The organism is Streptomyces sp. NPDC005202 (genome assembly GCF_040608235.1).
Lineage (GTDB): Bacteria > Actinomycetota > Actinomycetes > Streptomycetales > Streptomycetaceae > Streptomyces.
In genome coordinates this window covers 39,821-60,323 of record NZ_JBEXHW010000002.1, presented here as the reverse complement: position 1 = coordinate 60,323, position 20,503 = coordinate 39,821, and the positions used below count along the sequence as shown (strand labels likewise).

The window sequence follows — 20,503 nt, the reverse complement described above, 5'->3', positions numbered from 1 at the left end:
CTGACGGACGTTAGTGGCTGCCGCTCACACGGTCCATGGGCAGCCACAGCACGCTGTCACGCGCGATGCGCGCGTTCACGGTGCGTACGGCGGTCAGCTCGTCGTCGGTCAACGCCCGGTCCCAGACGTGCACTTCGTCGATTGCGCCGGTGAAGAAGGCCCGGCTGTCCAGGCGCTGGCCGATGTGTACCCCGAAGGGCGAGTTACGGCTGACAGACCCCGGTACATCGGCTGCGGCGGACTGGACACCGTCGACGAAGAGCGTCAGCTGTCCACCGCCGCGGCGCAACGCCAGGTGGTGCCACTGGCCGTCGTTGTATGCCGTGGTCGTGCGCACGTATGCCGACCGCGGCGCCGCCGCGCCGTCCCGTATGGTGATCAGGCCCTGGACACGGTTGTTCGCCGGCTCGCCACGCAGCCACACCTGGGGCTGGCTGGTGCCGATGCCGCCCATCCACAGCAGCGGCTGCTCACCCCCCGTGGCCGTGTAGCGGAACCACAACGACGCCGTGAAGTCCTTCGTCCCGAGCGGGAGTTCGGTGCGGTACGGCAGGCGTACGGCGTCGTCGGCGCCGTCGAAGGAGAGGGCACCGCCGAAGACGCCGTCCGTCTCCCGCGCGCCCCCGAGGACGGCCGCCGGGCGGGCGTGCCGGGCGAGGTCGGCGGTGACCGGGTCCGGGCCGCGGCGCGGCTGCAGCCAGTCCTCGGTGAAGCGGGCGAAGCGGATCTCGTCGCGGGCGTCGACGGCGCCGCCCTCGTACATCAGCCCCGCGGTGTCACGGTCGATCCGCACCATGTCGGAGTAGCCGGACCAGTCCGTGGTGACGACCGTGCCGCGATCCACGCTGTCCCAGGTGCGCCCGCCGTCGTAGGAGGAGCGGATCATCATCGTCCGGCGGCGGTCGGGGTCGCCGGGGCAGGACAGCAGGATGCGGTCGCCGAGGCGCAGCGTGGAGCCCTGGACCTGGGGCGCGTAGAGGTCCGGGAGGTCCCGGAAGGGGGCGGCGAAGCTGTCGCCGCCGTCGCGGCTCACCGTCTGGGTGCGGTGGCCGAGGTCGGTGCCGTCCTGTTCGCGGCCGCTGACCAGGACGGATCCGTCGCTGCGCTCGGTGAGCGTCAGCTCGGACGGCTTCTGCTGGAAGGTGCCGTCGGCGGCGATCGGCCAGGAGTCGGTGGCGCCGGTCCGCCAGTGGTCGCCGCCGTCGTCGCTGACGATCAGCGCCGCGTTGTTCGCGGTGACCCGACTGCCGTCCCAGGTCTCGGTGTTGACGCCGAACACCAGCCTCCCGGCGTGCCGACCGCGGGTGAGCTGGATGCCGTGCACGGGACCGGTCGCGTACCAGGAGTTCCAGGCGGCGGACAGGATCTCGTCGCTCAGGTCGCGCGGCGTCGACCAGGTCAGACCGTCGTCGTCGCTGTACTGCAGATGCGGGGTGCGGTCGCAGGGCACGGAGCAACCGGCGCTGTCGGTGCGGCCGGTGTTGTAGGTCTCCGCCAGCAGGATGCGGCCGGTTTCGCGGTCCACGATCGGGGCCGGGTTGCCGTGGGTGTCGCCGCCGCCCTCGTTGACCACCTGCAGCGGGCCCCAGGTGCGGCCGCCGTCCGTGGAGCGCTTCAGGACGATGTCGATGTCGGCCGCGTCACCGCAGTTGAGGACCCGGCCCTCGGCGAACGCGAGCAGCGTGCCGTCGGTCGTCCGCACGACCGCCGGTATGCGGAAGCAGGCATAACCGGGATCCTGGGAAGCCTTGAAGAGGATTTGCTGCTCGAAGTCCTGTGCGGTTGCGGCCGGTTGTGCGTGCGCCGGGTTCGGCAGCAGCAGCCCGGCCGCCGCGAGCAATGCGGCCAGGGCGGATCTCGGACGTGCGCGAAGACTTGACGACATGGTGCGAACCTGCCCTTCACCCGTCCGGACATCTGGACATCCCACGTCCAACGTGCGTATCTCAGACGGTAGTTGGGTTCTCCGCGGCCTCACAAGAAGCGTGCAGCCACTCGAAGGGTCTCCGGCGGCGACGGGTCACGGGCGCAGCACCACTTTCCCCAGGTTGCTGCGCGACTCGATCACTTCGTGCGCCTCGGCCGCCTCCTCCAGCGTGAACGCACCGTGGACGGCCGGCTTCACCGAACCCTCCGCGAAAAGCCGCCACGGCTCCTGCCGCCACCGCTCGTACAGCTCCGGCTTGTTGCGGGCGATCCGTGCCATCTGGAAGCCGGTCACCGACTTGGCGCCCACGAGCAGGTCGTGGGCCTGGACGGTCCCGCCTCCCGAGCTGTAGGCCACCAGCCGCCCGCCCGGGGCGAGCGCGGCGACCGCCGGGGTGAGCAGCTCGCCGCCGACCGCGTCGAGGACGTAGTCGACGGGCTCGCCCCAGCCGTCGTCGCCGTAGCCGACGACGGCATCTGCGCCGAGGGAGCGGACGAAGTCCGCCTTGGCCGGATCGGAGACGGCGCCCACGACGCGGGCCGCGCCCCGCACCCGCGCCAGCTGCACGGCGAGATCGCCGACGCTGCTCGCCGCCGCCGTGACGAGCGCCGCATCGCCCGGCTCGGGCCGTGCGGCCGCCAGCGCGCCGAGGGCGACGAGGCCGCTGCGCACGAGGGCGACCGCGTCGACGGCGGAGGCACCGTCGGGTATGGGGGAGGCCATGGCCTCGTGCAGCGCGGCGCGACGTCGGCATACCCGTGCCCGAAGCACAGTCCCGTCATGCGGTCGCCGGCCCGGAAGCGGGTGACGCCCGCGCCGGCGGCCAGCACCTCGCCGGCGATCTCGCCGCCGAGCGGGATCGGCTCGGCGGCCTCGGTGACCTTGCGTACGACTGGCAGGGTGACGCCGACGGCCTCGCAGCGCACGAGGAGCTCACCGGGGCCCGGCTCGGGAAGCGGGACCTCTTCCAGGAAGAGGGGGCCGCCAGTGGATTCGTACCGGATGCGGCGCATCGCACCTCCAGAGGGCGCAGGGGCTCGACAGGGATCGTTGGAACCTTCGAAATCGTTGGGCGTCCCAACGGTAGCCACGATTCGTAGAGAAGTCCAATGACTTTTTCGTTAGGCTTCCGTCATGGCCGAAGCCCAAGCCCCCCTCGCCGCGATCCGCTCCCTCCCCAGCTGGCTCCTCGGCCGGGCCGCCGCCCGCGGCCGGGCCCTGGTCGCCGAGGCGCTGGCCGCGGAAGACATGAAGATGTGGCACCACGTGGTGCTCTCCGCCGTCCGGGACCTCGCCCCCGTAGCCCAGGCCGACCTCGGCCGCAGCGTCGGGCTCGACCCCAAGGACCTGGTCGGCGTCCTCAACGACCTGCAGTCCGCCGGCCTCGTCGTGCGTGAACCGGACCCGAAGGACCGGCGCAAGAACGCCGTGTCCCTCACCGACGAGGGCGGGCGGCTGCTGACCCGCTGCGAGAAGGCGGCGCGCGAGGCGAACGACGCGCTGCTCGCGCCGCTGTCCGCGGCCGAACGGGACCAGTTCATGGGCATGTTGACCCGGATTTCCGGCACGGACGGGTGACGGCGGCTAACGTTCCGTCATGACCGCACCTGACGCACTCGATCCCGCGCGCTGCGCCCTCGTCCTCGTCGATCTGATGGACCGCATCGTCGCGCTGCCCCTGGAGCCCCGGAAAGGCACCGAAGTCCTCGCCGTGGCCGAGGAACTCGCCGCCGCCTTCCGCGCGGCCCGGGCGCCCGTCGTACTGATCCGCGTGGAGCGCCCCGGCGTCGCCGAGCAGCCGCCCGGCAGCGGACTCGCCCCCGGACTCCGCCACGACGGCGACCTCGAGATCGTGAAGCGGACGATCGGCGGCTTCCACGGCACCGGCCTGGACGAACGCCTGCGCGAGCGCGGCGTCACCACCCTGGTGTTCGGCGGCATCGCCACCAACCTCGGCGTGGAGTCCACCGCCCGCGCCGCCGCCGACCTCGGCTACGACCTCGTCTTCGTCGAGGACGCCATGGCCGCCTTCACGTCGGCCGAGCACGAGGCGTCGGTCGGGCTCGACTTCCCCCGGCTGGGATCGGTGGTGCGCGCGGCCGGCGTACGCTTCGCGACCGGGTGAGCCGCCGGAACGGGCAGTGAACCCGACAGCGGCCCGGCGACCGTCACACCAGCACGCCGCCGCCGTCCACGACCACCACCGTCCCGGTGCTGTAGCCGCCGCGCATCAGATACAGGTACGCCTCGGCGACGTCCTCCGGCTCGCCCACCCGCCCCACCGGCAGCGACTCGGAGGACGACCGGAACAGCCCGTCGCGCTCCGCCACGGGCAGGTCCCGCCACAGCTCGGTGCGGACCACTCCGGGCGAGACCACGTTGACCCGGATCGGTGCGAGCTCCAGGGCCAGCGCCCGGGTGAGCGACTCCACCGCCCCGCACACGCTCGCCGCAACCGTCGTGCCGGGCATCGGCCGGCGCCCCGCGGTCCCCGTGGTCAGCACCACGGAACCGCCCTTGCGGATCGACCAAGCACCGTGCTTCACCGCCGTGTACGCGCCCCACAGCCGGGTGTCCAGGAAGCGCCGGGCCCGCGGGAGGTCCGACTCCGCGAGGCTCTCCAGCAGCAGCGACTCGCCGGCCGTGTAGACCAGGTGGTCGAAGCCGCCGATCCGCCCGAAGAAGGCACGCACCGCCTCCTCGTCGGTCGCGTCGAGGACATCGCCCCCGGCGCCCTGCGGCAGCTGCTTCAGCGCCGCGTCCACGCTCTCCTGCCGCCGGGAGGCGACCACCACCTCGGCGCCCTCCCGCGCGGCCGCCTCCGCGACCGCGAGCCCGATGCCCGACGTACCGCCGATGACGACGACGCGCTGTCCTTGCAGGCCCATGAGGGTTCCCCTTTCTCGTTCGTCCGACTTTCTCGTTTGTCCGACGTGATCCAGCCTGCGGGCGGCGACGCCCGCCCGTCCAAGACCTCTTTCGGCAGCGGCGATACCCTCGAGGTATCGCCACCGGTCGACGGAAGGGGCGGCCATGGACCTCGACCTGCGAAAGGTCGGCTACTTCGTGACGGTCGCCGAGCTGCTGCACTTCGGGCGCGCCGCGGAGCGGCTGCACATCGCCCAGCCGGTGCTGAGCCGTCAGATCCGGGCGCTGGAGAAGGACCTGGACGCCGAGCTCTTCGTACGCGACGGCCACGGCGTGACCTTGACCGCGGCCGGACGTCAACTCCTCGACGACGCCCGCACCTTGCTCGCGTCCGCCGACGCTACGCGCCGCCGGGTGCACCGTGCCGCCCGGGGACCCCGTCGCCTGGTCGTCGGCTTCCGGGCCGGGGTCGTCGTCACCCACGCCCTGCGCGCCTTCGGCGCCGCCCATCCCGACGTCGAGGTCAAGGCGCGCCGGGTCGAGTGGGATGACCAGGAGCAGCTGATCCTCGACGGAACGGTCGACCTCGCCTACGTCCGCCGGCCGATCCGGGAGCAGGGCCTGACCCTGCTGCCGCTGTTCACCGAGGAGCGCGTGGCGATGCTCCCGGCGGACCACCGGCTTGCCGGGAAGCAGGAGCTCGCCCTGGCCGACCTGGACGGCGAGACCTGGCTGCGCTACTCCGACCCCCGACCGGAGGACCTGCCGATCCGCACCATCGAGGAGAAGTTCGAGTGCGTGGCGGCCGGGACCGGCATCACCCTCGTACCGCAGTCGGTCGCCGAACAGTACTCCCGCCCCGACATCACCTACGTGCCCGTGCCGGACGCGCAGCCCGACCAGGTGTTCCTCGCCTGGGAGGCCGGCCGCCGCTCACCCCTGATCGCCGCGTTCGCCGAGGTGGCGCAGGCGCGGGGCTGAGGCGGGGCCCCTGCGGCGGAGGGGGCGCTTCCCGCCGGTCGGGGCCCCGCCGCCGTGTCGCGGGGAGCCGGTCAGCCCTGGGCGGCCGCGGCCCGCAGGGCGATGCGGTTCTCGCCCGCGTACACGTTCATGGAGCTGCCCCGCAGGAAGCCCACCAGGGTCAGGCCGGTCTCCGCGGCCAGGTCCACCGCCAGCGAGGAGGGCGCCGAGACCGCGGCCAGCACCGGGATGCCCGCCATCACGGCCTTCTGCGCCAGCTCGAACGAGGCCCGGCCGGAGACCAGCAGGATCGTCCGGGACAGCGGCAGGCCGCCGTTCTGCAGGGCGCGGCCGACCAGCTTGTCGACCGCGTTGTGCCGGCCCACGTCCTCGCGTACGTCCAGCAGCTCCCCGTCCTCGGCGAACAGGGCCGCCGCGTGCAGGCCCCCGGTCCGGTCGAAGACCCGCTGGGCCGCCCGCAGCCGGTCGGGGAGGCTCGCGAGCAGTTCGGGGCCGACGCGAACCGGGGGAGTGTCGGCGATGGGCCAGCGGGCCGTCGTACGGACCGCGTCCAGGCTCGCCTTGCCGCACAGGCCGCAGGAGGAGGTCGTGTAGACGTTGCGTTCGAGGGTGATCTCCGGGATGGCGACGCCCGGGGCCGTCTTCACGTCCACCACGTTGTACGTGTTCGAGCCGTCCGCGGTCGCGCCCGCACAGTAGACAATGTTCAGCAGATCGGATGCGGCGGCCAGCACGCCTTCGCTGACCAGAAAACCGGCGGCCAGCGCGAAGTCGTCGCCGGGCGTGCGCATGGTGATCGCGAGCGGTTTGCCGTTCAGCCGGATCTCCAGCGGCTCCTCGGCGACCAGCGTGTCCGGGCGGGACGAGACGGCGCCGTCCCGGATGCGGATCACCTTGCGTCGTTCCGTGACTCGTCCCATGTTGTCCTTCAGTCCCGGTTCTGTACGTGCTGGTAGCCGAAACGGCCCTTGATGCAGAGGTTGCCGTGGGTCACCGGGTTGTCGTGCGGTGAGGTGACCTTGACGATCTCATTGTTCTGCACGTGCAGGGTGAGATTGCAGCCCACTCCGCAGTAGGCGCAGACCGTGGTCGTCCGCGTCTGCGCCGACTCGTCCCAGGTACCCGCCGCCCGCATGTCGAACTCCGACTTGAACGACAGCGCCCCCGTGGGGCACACCTCGATGCAGTTGCCGCAGTACACGCACGCCGAGTCGGTGAGCGGCGCGTCGTGCTCGACCGCGATCCGGGCGTCGAAGCCACGCCCGGAGACGGAGATGGCGAAGGTGTTCTGCCACTGCTCGCCGCATGCGTCCACGCACTTGTAGCACAGGATGCACTTGTCGTAGTCGCGCACGTACAAGTCGTTGTCGATCTTCGGTTCCTCGTTGAGCCGGGCCGCGTCCGGGCCGAAGCGGTCCGGCTTCGCCTCGTACTCCTTGATCCACTCGGCGACCTTCGGGGTCGTCGACAAGTCGACCGACGAGGCGAGCAGCTCGAGGACGATCTTGCGGCTGTGCCGGACCCGTTCGGTGTCGGTCCTCACCTCCATGCCGGGTTCCGCCGTGCGGGAGCAGGCCGGGACGAGGGTCCTGGACCCTTCGACCTCGACGACGCAGACGCGGCAGGCGTTCTTCGGGGTGAGCGTGTCGCCCTGGCAGAGGGTCGGGACGTCCTTCCCGGCCGCCCGGCAGGCATCGAGGATGGTGGATCCCTCGGGGATCCTGGCCTCCTGCCCGTCGATGGTGAACTCCACCAGCCGGCGCGGCACGCCCAGTGGTACGGCGGTCATACAGCGCCTCCTGTGCGGCTGATCGCGGTCATTCGTACGCCCCCAGACGGTCGATGGCGGATTCCACGGCGTTCCATGCGGTTTGCCCCAGACCGCAGATCGAGGCGTCCCGCATGGCGCGGCCGACCTCTCGGAGCAGGGCGATGTCGTCGGCCGCCGCCGGACCCGAGCGCTCGACGATCCGGTGCAGCGCCTCCTCCTGGCGTACGGTTCCGACCCGGCAGGGCACGCACTGACCGCAGGACTCGTCGCGGAAGAACCCCGCGATCCGCAGGAGGAGCCGGGGGAGCGGGACCGTGTCGTCGAAGGCCATGACCACCCCCGAGCCCAGCGTCGTGCCCGCCTCCCGGGTGCCTTCGAAGGTGAGCGGGATGTCCAGCTCGTCGGGGCGTACGAAACCGCCGGCCGCGCCGCCCAGCAGCACTGCCCTGAGCCGCTCGCGCACCCCGGCCAGCTCCAGCAGCTCGCCGAGGGTGGCGCCGAACGGCAGCTCGTAGATGCCCGGCCGGTCGACGCTCCCCGACACGCAGAACAGCTTCGGCCCGGTGGACCTCTCCGTGCCGATCGCCGCATACGCCTGCGCGCCCGTCGTCAGAACGGGCAGGACGTTGACCAGCGTCTCCACGTTGTTCTCGACGGTGGGTTTGCCGAACAGGCCCTTCTCCACCGGGAAGGGCGGTTTCGACCGGGGCTCCCCCCTGTACCCCTCGATGGAGTTGAAGAGGGCCGTCTCCTCGCCGCAGATGTACGCGCCCGCACCCCGGCGGATCTCGATGTCGAAGGCGTACCCCTGGCCGAGGATGTCGTCGCCCAGCAGCCCGCGCGCGCGTGCCTGCGCGATGGCGTGCTCCAGTCGGCGCAGCGCCCGGGGGTACTCGCCGCGCAGATAGAGGTAGCCCCGGTGCGCGCCGGTCGCGTACGCGGCGATCGTCATGGCCTCGACGAGCGCGTACGGATCGCCCTCCATGATCACGCGGTCCTTGAAGGTGCCCGGCTCGGATTCGTCGGCGTTGCACACCAGATAGTGCGGATGGTCGGGCTGGGACGCCGTGGCCTGCCACTTGCGGCCGGTGGGGAAGGCGGCGCCGCCGCGCCCGACCAGGCCGGAGTCGGTGACCTCGCGGATGACCCCGGCGGGGCCGAGCTCGAAGGCCCGGCGCAGGGCCGCATAGCCGCCGTGGGCGCGGTAGTCGTCCAGCGAGGACGGGTCGACCACGCCGACGCGGCGCAGCAGGACGAGGCCGTCCCGGCCGGCCTGGGGAACCGCCATCGCGGCCGGCGGCTCCTCGGGTGCCGAGTCGGGTGCGCTCGCTGCGAGGACGGCTCGGTCAACGGTCGCCGGCGCCGACACGGCCGTACGCACCGGATCGCCCGCCTTGATCGCGAGCGCGGCCGGGGCCCGCTCGCACAGGCCCAGGCAGGGGCTGCGCTGCACCGAGACGCCGCTGCCCAGGCCCAGCCGGGACTCGATCCCGGCGCACAGGTCCAAGGCCCCCGCTGCCGTGCACGCGAGGTCCGTGCAGACGTGCAGCACGGTCGCCGGGCGGGGCTTGACCGAGAACATCGCGTAGAAGGTGGCGACGCCGTACGCCTCCGCGGGCGGCACGGTCAGCCGCCGGCACAGGTAGGCGAGGGCGCCCTCGCTGACCCAGCCGATCCGGTCGTTGAGGGCGTGCAGCCCCGGCAACAGCAGGTCGCGGCGGTCCCGGGCCTCACGCCCGCCGCGGGCCCACCTGAGGTCGGCGTCGGAGCGGTCGGCACCCTCCCACGAGGAGTCCGGAGGGCCGAGCAGGGCGTCGACGGCCGCCCGTTCCTCGTCCGTGGGCTTGCTGTCGCCGAAGTGCAGGTCCACGACATCACCTCACACAGGTCGGGGCCGGAAGCTTCTCGATCCGGATCGCCGACGCCTTGAACTCCGCCGTTCCCGCGATCGGGCAGTTGGCCTCGACCGTGAGCTGGTTGGTGTCCACCTCGTCGGGGAAGTGCATGGTCATGAAGGCGAGCCCGGGGCGCAGGGCCGTGTCGATCCACACGGGCGCCACCACGGATCCACGCCGTGAGGTCACCCGGACCTCCTCGCCGACGACCACCCCGTAGCGCTCGGCGTCCTCCGGGCACAGCTCGATGTGCTCGCCGCGCCGCAGCGGGGAGGCGAAACCGCCGCTCTGCACCCCGGTGTTGTAGGAGTCCAGGCGTCGTCCGGTGGTGAGCCGGATGGGGTACGTCTCGTCGGTGAGGTCGACGGGCGGATCGTGCTGCACGATCCCGAAGGGCGCGGGCATGCCGCGGCCGGCAGGGTCGGTCTCCCACAACCGGCCGTGCAGGTAGGTCGGTTCGAGCTTGTCGGTGCTCGGGCACGGCCACTGGATGCCCTGGTACCGCTCCAGCCGTTCGTACGTCATCCCGTAGTGGTCCGGCGACACCGACCTGAGCTCGTTCCAGACGGCCTCGGCGTCGGCGTACTTCCAGTCGTGGCCGAGCCGCGCCGCCAGGTCGCAGATGATGTCGATGTCCTCGCGGGCCTCACCGGGCGGGGTCACGGCCCGGCGGACGCGCTGAACCCGCCGTTCGCTGTTGGTGGTTGTGCCGTCGGTCTCGGCCCAGCCGGCGGTCGCGGGCAGGACGACGTCCGCCAGCTCGGCGGTCTTCGTGAGGAAGATGTCCTGGACGACGAGGAAGTCCAGCTGCTTCAGCCGTCGTACCGCCTGCCCGCTGTCCGCCTCCGACTGCGCCGGGTTCTCGCCGATGCAGTAGACCGCCCGGAGGCTGCCCTCCTCCATCGCCTCGAACATCTCCGTCAGGTTCAGCCCGTAGTGCGGCTGGATCACGGTGTCCCAGGCGGACTCGAACTTGTGCCGGGTCTCGGGGTCGAGGATGTCCTGGAAGCCGGGCAGGCGGTTGGGGATGGCGCCCATGTCGCCGCCGCCCTGCACGTTGTTCTGTCCGCGCAGGGGCTGCAGTCCCGAGCCGTAGCGGCCGACGTGGCCGGTGAGGAGGGACAGGTTGATCAGCGCGCGGACGTTGTCGGTGCCGTTGTGGTGCTCGGTGATGCCGAGGGTCCAGCACAGCTGGGCGCGCTCGGCGCGGGCGTAGGCGTGCGCCAGCTCCCGTATGGCGCGGGCCGGTACGCCCGTGACCTTCTCGGCGAGCGACAGTGTCCACGGCTCGACCAGCGCCTTGTACTCCTCGAAGCCGGTCGTCGCCCGCTCGATGAACGCCTCGTTCGCCAGGCCCGCGTGGATGATCTCGCGGCCGATCGCGTGCGCCATCGGGATGTCGGTGCCGACGTTCAGGCCGAGCCAGCTCTCCGCCCACTCGGCGGTCGACGTACGCCGTGGGTCGACGGCGTACATCCGGGCGCCGTTCCTGATCCCCTTGAGTACGTGCTGGAAGAAGATCGGATGCGCGAAGCGGGCGTTGGAGCCCCACATCACGATCACGTCGGTGTGCTCGATCTCCTCGTACGACGACGTCCCGCCGCCCGAGCCGAACGCGGCCGACAGCCCGGCGACGCTCGGCGCGTGGCAGGTGCGGTTGCAGGAGTCGACGTTGTTGGTGCCCATGACGACCCGGGCGAACTTCTGCGCCACGTAGTTCATCTCGTTCGTCGCACGGGCGCAGGAGAACATGCCGAACGCGCCGCGGTTGCGGTGCAGGCCCCGGGCGGTGCGGTCCAGCGCCTCGTCCCAGGTGGCCGGGCGGAAGGGTTTGTCGCGGGAGTCGCGGACGAGCGGGTGCGTGAGCCGGGTGTAGGTCCTGGGTTCGCGTTTCCTCATGCGGCGCTCCTCAGCGCGAGCAGGTCCGAGATGGCGTGCACGGTGCGCAGGGTGGGCACCTCGACGCCGGTGATCTCCGCCAACTCGACGACCGCGGCGAGGAGTACGTCGAGTTCGAGCGGTTTGCCGCGCTCCAGGTCCTGGAGCGTGGAGGTGCGGTGGTCGCCGACGCGCTCGGCGCCCGCGAGGCGCCGTTCGACGGAGACGCCGACCTCGCAGCCGAGAGCCTCGGCGACGGCGAGCGTCTCGCGCATCATGGTCTCGATGACCCGGCGGGTGCCGCCGTGCAGACACATCTGCCGCATGGTCGCGCGGGCCAGCGCGCTGATCGGGTTGAAGGAGATGTTGCCGAGCAGCTTGACCCAGATGTCGTTGCGCAGGTCGGGCTCGACCGGGCATTTCAGACCGCCGGCCTGCATCGCCTCGCTGAACGCCAGACAGCGCGCCGAGACGCTGCGGTCGGGCTCGCCGATGGAGAACCGGGTGCCTTCCAAGTGGCGTACGACGCCCGGTGCTTCGAGCTCGGTCGCCGCGTAGACGACGCAGCCGACGGCCCGTTCGGGCGCGAGCACCGCACTGACCGCGCCGTCCGGGTCCACGCTCTCGACGCGGTGGCCGTCGTAGGGGCCGCCGTGCCGGTGGAAGTACCACCAGGGGATGCCGTTCTGGGCGGCGACGACCGCCGTGGTGTCGTGCAGCAGCGGCTCGATCAGCGGCCCGCACGCCGCGTACGAGTGGGCCTTCAGGCCCAGGAAGACGTAGTCGACCGGGCCGATCCCGGCCGGGTCGTCGGTGGCGTGGGCGCGGGCGGTGAAGTCGCCGCGCGGGCTGCGCACCTGCACTCCGTGCTGCCTCATGGCCGCCAGATGCGGTCCACGGGCGATGAGGTGCACGTCGGCGCCCGCGCGGTGGAGCGCGGCGCCGACGTAGGCGCCGATCGCACCGGCGCCGAGGACTGCGACTTTCACGGGAACACTCCGTTCGGTTTGAGGGATACCGCGGAGGTGGTCGGGGGTGCTCTGGGTGATCGGAGGTGGTCGGGGGGATCGGGGGTATCGGGGTGATCGGGGTGATCGGAGGCGATCGGGGATGGCCGGGGCGGCCCGCGAGAGTTGAGTGCCGTGTCCGGGAATCCGTCGACGAAATATTGTCTACAGTATGGAGGTTGCGTCAGCAAGAGTTCGTACAGCACCGGTTGTCCGCTCCGGAAGCCGGCCGGTCCGACCGTTCGTCGCGTGCTGCATACCGCTCACCGCATACGGTCGACCCGACTCCTTCCCCCATTCCTTTGTCGCTTCCTACCGTTCGGGGTCATGAGCCCCCCGGTCGCACCCCCGGGATGGAGCCGCTGGCTGGTGCCGCCCGCCGCGCTCTCCGTCCACCTCTCCATCGGCCAGGCCTACGCCTGGAGCGTCTTCAAGCCGTCCCTCGAATCCGCACTCCACCTCGACGGCACCCAGAGCGCGCTGCCCTTCCAGCTCGCCATCGTGATGCTCGGTCTGTCGGCCGCGTTCGGCGGCACGCTCGTCGAGCGCAACGGGCCGCGCTGGGCCATGACGGTCGCCCTGGTCTGCTTCTCCTCCGGCTTCCTGATCTCCGCCCTGGGCGCGCGGACGCAGCAGTACTGGCTGATCGTCCTCGGCTACGGCTTCGTCGGCGGAATCGGCCTCGGCATCGGCTACATCTCACCCGTGTCCACCCTGATCAAGTGGTTCCCGGACCGGCCCGGCATGGCCACCGGCATCGCCATCATGGGCTTCGGCGGCGGCGCGCTCATCGCCTCGCCCTGGTCGGCGCAGATGCTGCAGTCGTTCGGCGCCGACCACTCCGGGATCGCCCTGGCGTTCCTCGTCCACGGTCTGTCGTACGCAGTCTTCATGTCGCTCGGTGTCCTGCTGGTCCGGGTGCCGCGCACCGACAAGCCCGTCGACGGCGGCCCGAGCGCGGTCGAGGGGGTGCAGGTGTCGGCCCGCAGCGCCGTGCGCACCCCGCAGTTCTGGTGCCTGTGGATCGTGCTGTGCACGAACGTGACCGCCGGCATCGGCATCCTGGAGAAGGCCGCCCCGATGATCACGGACTTCTTCGCGGACACCTCCACCCCGGTCTCGGCCTCGGCGGCCGCGGGCTTCGTCGCGCTGCTGTCGGCGGCCAACATGGCGGGCCGCATCGGCTGGTCGTCCACGTCCGACCTGATCGGACGCAAGAACATCTACCGCCTCTACCTGGGCGTCGGCGCGCTGATGTACCTGCTGATCGCCCTGTGCGGGGACACGTCGAAGCCGCTGTTCGTGCTGTGCGCGCTGGTGATCCTCTCCTTCTACGGCGGTGGCTTCGCCACGGTCCCCGCCTACCTGACGGACCTCTTCGGCACCTACCAGGTCGGCGCGATCCACGGCCGGCTGCTCACCGCCTGGTCGACGGCCGGCGTCCTCGGGCCGCTCATCGTCAACTGGATCGCCGACCGCCAGGAGGCGGCCGGCCGGCACGGTTCGTCCCTGTACGGGCTGTCGTTCGCCATCATGATCGGGCTGCTCATGGCCGGCTTCGCCGCCAACGAACTCGTCCGGCCCGTCCACGCCCGCCACCACGTCCCCGCTCCGAGGAAGGACGCCGATGTCGCACGACAGCAGCCCGAGTCCGCCTGACCGGCGGGCGTTGACCGCCTTCGCCTGGCTGTGGGTGGCGGCGCCGCTCGCGTACGGGCTGTACGAGCTCGTACAGAAGGCGACGCAGCTGTTCAGCGGGTAAGTGTTAGGGCGTCCGAGTGTCTGACGGAAGCCGACAAGCCGGGCGCCCGATTCCTGTGGCTTCGCCTGCCGCCCTACCCGCGAGTCACTGATCAGACTGGTGGATCCCGCTACCCACGGCAACGAGGGGGACCACCCAATGAACGGCTCGCGCATCGCCGCCGTCGGCCACTACCAGCCCGCCAAGGTGCTCACCAATGAGGACCTGGCGGGCATGGTCGACACCAGTGACGAGTGGATCAGATCCCGGGTGGGCATCCGGACGCGCCACATCGCCGGGCCCGACGAGCCCGTCGACGAGCTGGCCGCGCACGCCGCCGCCAAGGCGCTCGCGGCGGCGGGCCTCGCACCCGGCGACATCGACCTGGTCCTGGTCGCCACCTCCACGGCCGTCGACCGCTCCCCGAACACGGCCGCCCGCGTCGCGGCCCGGCTCGGCGTCCCGCAGCCGGCCGCGATGGACGTCAACGTCGTCTGCGCCGGCTTCACCCACGCCCTGGCCACCGCCGACCACACCGTGCGTGCCGGTGCCGCGGCGCGGGCGCTGGTCATCGGCGCCGACAAGATGTCCGACGTGACCGACTGGAGCGACCGGTCGACCTGCGTGCTCGTCGGCGACGGGGCGGGTGCCGCCGTGGTCGAGGCGTGCTCTCCGGGCGAGGAGCCCGGGATCGGGCCGGTGCTGTGGGGCTCGGTGCCGGAGATGGGGCACGCGGTGCGGATCGAGGGCACGCCGCCGCGGTTCGCGCAGGAGGGGCAGAGCGTCTACCGCTGGGCCACCACGCAGCTGCCGCCCCTGGCCCGGCAGACCTGCGAGCAGGCGGGAATCGAGCCCGAGGACCTCGCCGCGGTCGTCCTGCACCAGGCGAACCTGCGCATCATCGAACCGCTGGCCGAGAAGCTGGGGGCCGTCAACGCGGTGGTCGCCCGCGACGTCTCGGACTCCGGCAACACCTCGGCCGCGAGCATCCCGCTCGCCTTCTCCAAGCTCGTCGAGCGGGGCGCCGTCACCACGGGCGACCCGGTGCTGCTGTTCGGCTTCGGCGGCAACCTGTCGTACGCCGGGCAGGTCGTGCGCTGTCCCTGAGCTGCGGCGCCGCGGACCGTGTGCCGTGGTGCGACGGCTTCACACAGTGGTGTGATGCTCCCAACTCCCGCTTTCCCTGGCCTTTGTGCACTGTAGACTGTAGACGAAAGACAATCGATACTGGCCTACCAGTGAACCGGCTTTCCGCCTGCTGTGCACGGCCCGGCCGAGGAGGGGACCGCGATGTTGTCGACAGGACTGCCGCAGGGGGCGGTGCCCAAACTCGAACGGCCCGGCCCGCTGCGCGAGCGCGTCTACGAGGCGCTGCTCGAACTCATCACCACGCGCGCCCTCCAGCCTGGCCAGCACCTCGTCGAGAGCGAACTCGCCGGACATCTCGGGGTCTCCCGGCAGCCGGTGCGCGAGGCGCTGCAGCGCCTGAACACCGAAGGGTGGGTCGACCTGCGCCCCGCGCAGGGCGCGTTCGTGCACGAGCCGACGGAGGAGGAGGCCGACCAGCTCCTCAGCGTTCGTATGCTCCTGGAGGCCGAGGCCGCCCGGCTCGCCGCGGCGAACGCGGACAGCGACGGTATCGCCGCCCTGGAGGGGCTGGTGACGCAGGGGCTGACGGCCGTCGCCTCCGACGACGTGGACGCCGCCGTCGCCCTGAACGCCCGCTTCCACGCGAAGATCATGGAGCTGGCCGGCAACGCCGTGCTCGCCGAGCTCGCCGCGCAGGTGGACCGCCGGGTGCGCTGGTACTACACGCCGGTCGCCCGCCTGCGCGGAAGGCAGTCCTGGAGCGAGCACCGCGACCTGATCGCGGCGATCGCCGACCACGACGAGCAGCGCGCCACGCAGTTGATGCGCGAGCACACCGAGCACACGCGACGGTCTTATCACGAGCGGGCGAAGTCCTGAACCTGAACCCTCCGGTCGGAGACGCTCCAGCGCGCCCCGGTGCCGGGCATCGCCACCAACACGCCGACGACAGCGAGGAGTTCGGCGACCGCTGACACGCGGACGTAGAGCAGCGCCGTGGCCGGGGTCACGGCGACGCCGAGCAGCGCCGTGGCCGGGGTCACGGGGGCCGCCGCGATGCGGAAGTGCGCGGGAAGCAGGCGCATGGCCGCGCCGAAGGCCGCGTCCCGGGCAGGAAGAGCGCGACCCCGCCCGTCGGCGCCGCAGAGGTGTGCAGGTGCTCGTTCATGCGGTTTCCCCCTCGGCCGATCGGAGCGCCGATCGTAGGGGGACGCGCGTTCGCGGAGCGGCTTTGTCCTGTGAGTGGAGAAAGTTGGCGGCAATTCGTGCGTGACTTCTTCCCACTCCCGGCAGCCGCTGCTACGTTCCCCTCGAAAGCAAGCCGGCGATGTGGCCGGAACCCGGTGCGTACAGGCCGAATCGAGGCGGGGAGGGGCTCGTGAGACGCATGACGGCACGACCCGCCAACGCGCACCAGGCCCGGCTGCTGAAGCTCCTGCGCGACGGGGGACCCAGCTCCCGTGCGCAGCTCGGCGACCGGGTCGACCTGTCGCGGTCGAAGCTGGCCGTGGAGGTGGACCGGCTCCTGGAGACGGGACTGGTCGTCGCCGACGGGCTCGCCGCCTCGCGCGGCGGCCGCCGCTCCCACAACGTCCGGCTCGCGCCGGGCCTGCGCTTCCTGGGCGTCGACATCGGCGCGACCTCGGTCGACGTCGCGGTCACCAACGCCGAACTGGAGGTGCTGGGGCACCTCAACCAGCCCATGGACGTGCGCGAGGGCCCCGTCGCGGTCTTCGAGCAAGTCCTCACCATGGCGGCGAAGTTGAAGACGTCGGGGCTCGCGGAGGGCTTCGACGGCGCCGGCATCGGCGTGCCCGGACCGGTCCGCTTCCCCGAGGGCGTCCCGGTGGCGCCCCCGATCATGCCGGGCTGGGACGGCTTCCCCGTGCGGGAGGCACTCAGCCAGGAACTCGGCTGCCCGGTCATGGTCGACAACGACGTGAACCTCATGGCGATGGGGGAGCAGCACGCGGGCGTCGCCCGCTCCGTGGGCGACTTCCTCTGCGTCAAGATCGGCACTGGCATCGGCTGCGGCATCGTCGTCGGCGGCGAGGTCCACCGCGGTACGACGGGCAGCGCGGGCGACATCGGGCACATCCAGGCCGTGCCCGACGGACGACCGTGTGCCTGCGGCAACCGGGGCTGCCTGGAGGCCCACTTCAGCGGCGCGGCCCTCGCCCGCGACGCGCTGGAGGCGGCCCAGCAGGGCCTGTCGGCGGAGCTCGCGTCCCGGCTGGAGACCAACGGCAGCCTCAGCGCCGTCGACGTCGCCGCCGCGGCCGCCGCGGGCGACGCCACCTCGCTCGACCTGATCCGTGAGGGCGGCACCCGCACCGGCCAGGTCATCGCCTCACTCGTCTCCTTCTTCAACCCGGGCCTGGTGGTGATCGGCGGCGGGGTGACCGGCCTCGGCCACACCCTGCTCGCCGCGATCCGCACCCAGGTCTACCGTCAGTCGCTGCCGCTGGCGACCGGCAACCTGCCCATCGTCCTGGGCGAGTTGGGCCAGAAGGCCGGCGTCATCGGCGCGGCCCGGCTCATCAGCGACCACCTGTTCTCGCCCGCGTAAGCCCTCGCTCGCCCGCGTAAGCGCCCGTAAGCCCCCGTAAGCCCCCGTAGCCCCCGTAAGCCCCCGTAAGGCCTCGTCAGCCCTCGTTCGAAGACGCGACCGTACGGCTCACCAGCACAGCGCCCTGCTCTGCCCTGCCCGGAAACCGCCTGCCCAGCAGGTGGAGACGCCCTGAATCAGGCCCGCATGCCCGCCGAGGGGAACCACATGGCACCAGAACCACCGCTGCTCAGCATGTCCGGCATCACCAAGTCGTTCCCCGGAGTCCGGGCCCTGGACGGCGTCGACCTCGACGTCCAGGCCGGTGAAGTGCACTGCCTGCTCGGTCAGAACGGGGCCGGGAAGTCCACCCTCATCAACATCCTGGCCGGCGCCCACCAGCCCGACACCGGCATGATCCGCTGGCGCGGCGAGCCGGTCACACTCCGCTCGCCGATCGCCGCGATGCGCCTCGGCATCGCCACCATCTACCAGGAGCTCGACCTGGTGGAGCATCTGTCGGTGGCCGAGAACGTCCACCTCGGCCACGAACCCACGGCCGCCGGCTTCGTCGTCCGCCGAAAGGCGGCGCGCACGTCAACGGCCGCTCTGCTGAGGCGGCTTGGGCATCCGAAGATCGACCCGGCGTGTCTGGTCGGGGAGTTGTCGGCGGCGCAGCAGCAGATCGTGTCCATGGCGCGGGCGCTGTCCCACGACGTACGGCTCATCGTGATGGACGAACCGTCCGCCGCCCTCGACCCGGAGGAGGTCGACAACCTCTTCCGCATCGTCGGCGATCTGACCGCCGACGGCGTCGCCGTCGTCTACATTTCGCACCGCCTGGAGGAGATCCGTCGCATCGGCGACCGGGTGACCGTCCTGAAGGACGGGCGGGCCGTCGCGGGCGGGCGGCCGGCCAGGACGACGCCGACCCGCGAGGTCGTGGCACTGATGACGGGACGGAACGTCGAATACGTCTTCCCGGAGCGGCCCGCGACGCCGCCGCGCGGCACACCGGTGCTCGAGGTGCGGGGGCTGGCCCGGGAGGGCGAGTTCGAGCCGCTCGACCTCCAGGTGCACGCCGGGGAGATCGTCGGGCTGGCCGGACTGGTCGGCTCCGGCCGTTCCGAGATCCTGGAGACCGTGTACGGCGCGCGAAAGCCCACCGCCGGTCACGTCGTGGTCGACGGCCGACCGTTGCGCCCCGGCAGCGTACGCGCCGCGGTCCGCGCCGGACTGGGGCTCGCCCCCGAGGAGCGCAAGGCGCAGGCCCTCCTCATGCTGGAGTCCGTCACCCGGAACGTCTCGGTCTCCTCCCTGTCCCGCTTCTCGCGCGTCGGCTGGATCGACCGGAGCGCCGAACGGGGCGCGGCGCGGGCGGCGACCCGCGAGCTGTCGCTGCGGCCCGACGACCCCGCCGTGCCGGTCCGCACGCTCTCCGGCGGCAACCAGCAGAAGGCCGTCCTGGCCCGCTGGCTGCTACGAGGCTGCCGGGTGCTGCTGCTGGACGAACCGACCAGGGGCGTCGACGTCGGCGCCCGCGCCGAACTGTATGCAGTCGTCCGCCGACTGGCCGACGAGGGCCTCGCGGTGCTGCTCGTCTCCAGCGAGGTGCCCGAGGTGCTCGGCCTCGCCGACCGCGTCCTTGTGCTGCGCGAGGGCCGCGTCGTGCACACCGCACCCGCCCGCGACCTCGACGAACACCGCGTACTCGACCTCGTCATGGATGCACACCCCGTGGCCAGTGAAGGGAGCCCGGCGTCATGACGCAGCACGTGTCCCCGCCCCGGGGCAGCACCGACAAGGTGGCAACAGCGGATCATCTCCCCGCCTGGCGCGGCCTGTTGGCCCGCGCCGACGTCCGCACCCTGTCCCTCCTCGGGGTGCTCGCCGCGCTGGTCGTCATCGGCGGGATCACCAAACCGGAGGAGTTCCTCGACACCCGAAACCTCCAACTCGTCCTCACCCAGGCCTCCGTGATCGGCGTCGTCAGTGTCGGCATGACCTTCGTCATCACCTCCGGGGGCATCGACCTGTCCGTCGGCGCGATCGTCGCCCTCGCCTCGGTGTGGGCGACCACGGTCGCCACGCAGGAGTACGGCTTCGCCGGCATCCTGTTCACCGCGGTGGTCGTCGGTCTGGGCTGCGGCCTGGTCAACGGACTGCTCATCGCCTACGGCGGGATGGTCCCGTTCATCGCCACGCTCGCCATGCTGGTGTCGGCGCGCGGCCTCGCCCTGCAGATCACCGACGGCAAGACGCAGATCGTCACCGTCGACGGCATCCTGAAGCTCGGGGAACGCGACTCCTACGTGTTCGGCATACCGCCGCTCGTGCTGGTCTTCGCGGTCGTGACCGTCATTGGCTGGCTCCTGCTCAACCGCACCACCTTCGGCCGCCGCACGGTCGCCGTCGGCGGCAACGCGGAGGCGGCCCGCCTCGCCGGCATCGACGTACGCCGCCAGCGGCTGTACCTCTACCTGCTGTCCGGGCTGTGCTGCGGCATCGCCGCCTTCCTGCTGATCATCCTGTCCGGCTCGGGCCAGAACACCAACGGCAACCTCTACGAGCTCGACGCCATCGCGGCCGCGATCATCGGCGGCACGCTGCTCAGCGGCGGACGCGGCACCATCACCGGCTCGGTGCTCGGCGTCCTGATCTTCACCACGATCACCAATATCTTCGCCCTGAACAACCTGCAGAGCGACGTCCAGCAGATCGCCAAGGGCGCGATCATCGTCGCCGCCGTGCTGGTCCAGCGCCGTACCGCAAGCACGACCTGAGGAAAGGGTTCACCG

At 71.6% G+C, this 20,503-nt stretch carries 18 protein-coding genes and 1 pseudogene; 10 read left to right on the top strand and 9 right to left on the bottom strand.

All coding sequences use genetic code 11. The features are described from left to right. Nucleotides 1-10 precede the first annotated feature (10 nt). A complete protein-coding gene (locus ABZV31_RS03925) occupies nucleotides 11-1,885 on the bottom strand; it encodes a sialidase family protein (RefSeq protein WP_355887755.1) in 1,875 nt (624 codons plus the stop codon). A 135-nt stretch (nucleotides 1,886-2,020) separates the two neighbouring features. Next, nucleotides 2,021-2,940 (bottom strand): annotated as a pseudogene (locus ABZV31_RS03920) (zinc-binding dehydrogenase). Nucleotides 2,941-3,061: 121 nt separating this feature from the next. Between ABZV31_RS03920 and ABZV31_RS03915 the strand changes: the two are divergent. Both ABZV31_RS03915 and ABZV31_RS03910 read left to right on the top strand, forming a co-directional pair. Then, nucleotides 3,062-3,505, top strand: a complete 444-nt coding sequence (locus tag ABZV31_RS03915; RefSeq protein WP_355887752.1) for a MarR family transcriptional regulator — start codon at nucleotides 3,062-3,064, stop codon at nucleotides 3,503-3,505. Between the two features lie 19 nt (nucleotides 3,506-3,524). After that, the gene (locus ABZV31_RS03910; RefSeq protein ID WP_355887750.1) at nucleotides 3,525-4,052 is read left to right on the top strand and encodes an isochorismatase family protein; all 528 of its coding nucleotides are present in this window, start codon (nucleotides 3,525-3,527) and stop codon (nucleotides 4,050-4,052) included. 43 nt (nucleotides 4,053-4,095) lie between these two features. On the opposite strand, the gene ABZV31_RS03905 is transcribed toward ABZV31_RS03910, so the two are convergent. Beyond that, nucleotides 4,096-4,815, bottom strand: a complete 720-nt coding sequence (locus ABZV31_RS03905) for an SDR family oxidoreductase (protein WP_355887747.1) — start codon at nucleotides 4,813-4,815, stop codon at nucleotides 4,096-4,098. Between the two features lie 145 nt (nucleotides 4,816-4,960). Here ABZV31_RS03905 and ABZV31_RS03900 point away from each other — a divergent pair, with 145 nt between their 5' ends. Further along, nucleotides 4,961-5,776 (top strand): LysR substrate-binding domain-containing protein, encoded by an 816-nt coding sequence (locus ABZV31_RS03900; protein WP_355887744.1) that lies wholly within the window; start codon nucleotides 4,961-4,963, stop codon nucleotides 5,774-5,776. Between the two features lie 71 nt (nucleotides 5,777-5,847). Here the strand turns inward: ABZV31_RS03900 and fdhD are convergent, their stop codons facing one another. Genes fdhD through ABZV31_RS03875 form a run of 5 tightly spaced genes read right to left on the bottom strand, consistent with a single transcriptional unit; the run spans nucleotide 5,848 to nucleotide 12,309 of the window. Further along, nucleotides 5,848-6,696: a formate dehydrogenase accessory sulfurtransferase FdhD gene (fdhD, locus tag ABZV31_RS03895; RefSeq protein ID WP_355887741.1), complete on the bottom strand. Its 849-nt coding sequence runs from the start codon at nucleotides 6,694-6,696 to the stop codon at nucleotides 5,848-5,850. An 8-nt stretch (nucleotides 6,697-6,704) separates the two neighbouring features. Continuing rightward, nucleotides 6,705-7,565, bottom strand: a complete 861-nt coding sequence (locus ABZV31_RS03890; RefSeq protein ID WP_355887738.1) for a 2Fe-2S iron-sulfur cluster-binding protein — start codon at nucleotides 7,563-7,565, stop codon at nucleotides 6,705-6,707. A gap of 28 nt (nucleotides 7,566-7,593) precedes the next feature. Beyond that, nucleotides 7,594-9,417, bottom strand: a complete 1,824-nt coding sequence (locus tag ABZV31_RS03885; RefSeq protein ID WP_355887735.1) for an NAD(P)H-dependent oxidoreductase subunit E — start codon at nucleotides 9,415-9,417, stop codon at nucleotides 7,594-7,596. 4 nt (nucleotides 9,418-9,421) lie between these two features. Further along, nucleotides 9,422-11,341 (bottom strand): molybdopterin-dependent oxidoreductase, encoded by a 1,920-nt coding sequence (locus ABZV31_RS03880; protein WP_355887732.1) that lies wholly within the window; start codon nucleotides 11,339-11,341, stop codon nucleotides 9,422-9,424. Further along, nucleotides 11,338-12,309: a 2-dehydropantoate 2-reductase gene (locus ABZV31_RS03875; protein ID WP_355887729.1), complete on the bottom strand. Its 972-nt coding sequence runs from the start codon at nucleotides 12,307-12,309 to the stop codon at nucleotides 11,338-11,340. The genes ABZV31_RS03880 and ABZV31_RS03875 overlap by 4 nt, the downstream gene beginning before the upstream one ends. 345 nt (nucleotides 12,310-12,654) lie before the next feature. Here ABZV31_RS03875 and ABZV31_RS03870 point away from each other — a divergent pair, with 345 nt between their 5' ends. From ABZV31_RS03870 to ABZV31_RS03855, 4 genes are all read left to right on the top strand, one after another. Further along, a complete protein-coding gene (locus tag ABZV31_RS03870; protein WP_355887727.1) occupies nucleotides 12,655-13,986 on the top strand; it encodes an OFA family MFS transporter in 1,332 nt (443 codons plus the stop codon). Further along, nucleotides 13,955-14,089, top strand: a complete 135-nt coding sequence (locus tag ABZV31_RS03865; RefSeq protein WP_355887724.1) for a hypothetical protein — start codon at nucleotides 13,955-13,957, stop codon at nucleotides 14,087-14,089. The genes ABZV31_RS03870 and ABZV31_RS03865 overlap by 32 nt, the downstream gene beginning before the upstream one ends. A gap of 138 nt (nucleotides 14,090-14,227) precedes the next feature. Beyond that, nucleotides 14,228-15,175 (top strand): beta-ketoacyl-ACP synthase III, encoded by a 948-nt coding sequence (locus ABZV31_RS03860; protein WP_355887722.1) that lies wholly within the window; start codon nucleotides 14,228-14,230, stop codon nucleotides 15,173-15,175. Nucleotides 15,176-15,358: 183 nt separating this feature from the next. Then, nucleotides 15,359-16,036, top strand: a complete 678-nt coding sequence (locus tag ABZV31_RS03855; RefSeq protein ID WP_355887719.1) for a GntR family transcriptional regulator — start codon at nucleotides 15,359-15,361, stop codon at nucleotides 16,034-16,036. Here ABZV31_RS03855 and ABZV31_RS03850 read toward each other — a convergent pair. After that, nucleotides 16,015-16,242, bottom strand: a complete 228-nt coding sequence (locus tag ABZV31_RS03850) for a hypothetical protein (protein WP_355887716.1) — start codon at nucleotides 16,240-16,242, stop codon at nucleotides 16,015-16,017. The two genes, ABZV31_RS03855 and ABZV31_RS03850, sit on opposite strands and share 22 nt — an antisense overlap. Nucleotides 16,243-16,544: 302 nt before the next feature. On the opposite strand from ABZV31_RS03850, the gene ABZV31_RS03845 reads away from it, so the two are divergent. From ABZV31_RS03845 to ABZV31_RS03835, 3 genes are all read left to right on the top strand, one after another. Further along, the gene (locus ABZV31_RS03845) at nucleotides 16,545-17,726 is read left to right on the top strand and encodes an ROK family transcriptional regulator (protein WP_355887714.1); all 1,182 of its coding nucleotides are present in this window, start codon (nucleotides 16,545-16,547) and stop codon (nucleotides 17,724-17,726) included. 207 nt (nucleotides 17,727-17,933) lie between these two features. Further along, nucleotides 17,934-19,472, top strand: a complete 1,539-nt coding sequence (locus ABZV31_RS03840) for a sugar ABC transporter ATP-binding protein (protein WP_355887711.1) — start codon at nucleotides 17,934-17,936, stop codon at nucleotides 19,470-19,472. Next, nucleotides 19,469-20,488 carry an ABC transporter permease gene (locus ABZV31_RS03835; RefSeq protein WP_355887709.1) on the top strand — a complete coding sequence of 340 codons (1,020 nt, stop codon included), beginning with the start codon at nucleotides 19,469-19,471 and terminating at the stop codon, nucleotides 20,486-20,488. Before ABZV31_RS03840 ends, ABZV31_RS03835 begins: the two co-directional genes overlap by 4 nt. The last annotated feature ends 15 nt before the right edge of the window (nucleotides 20,489-20,503 follow it).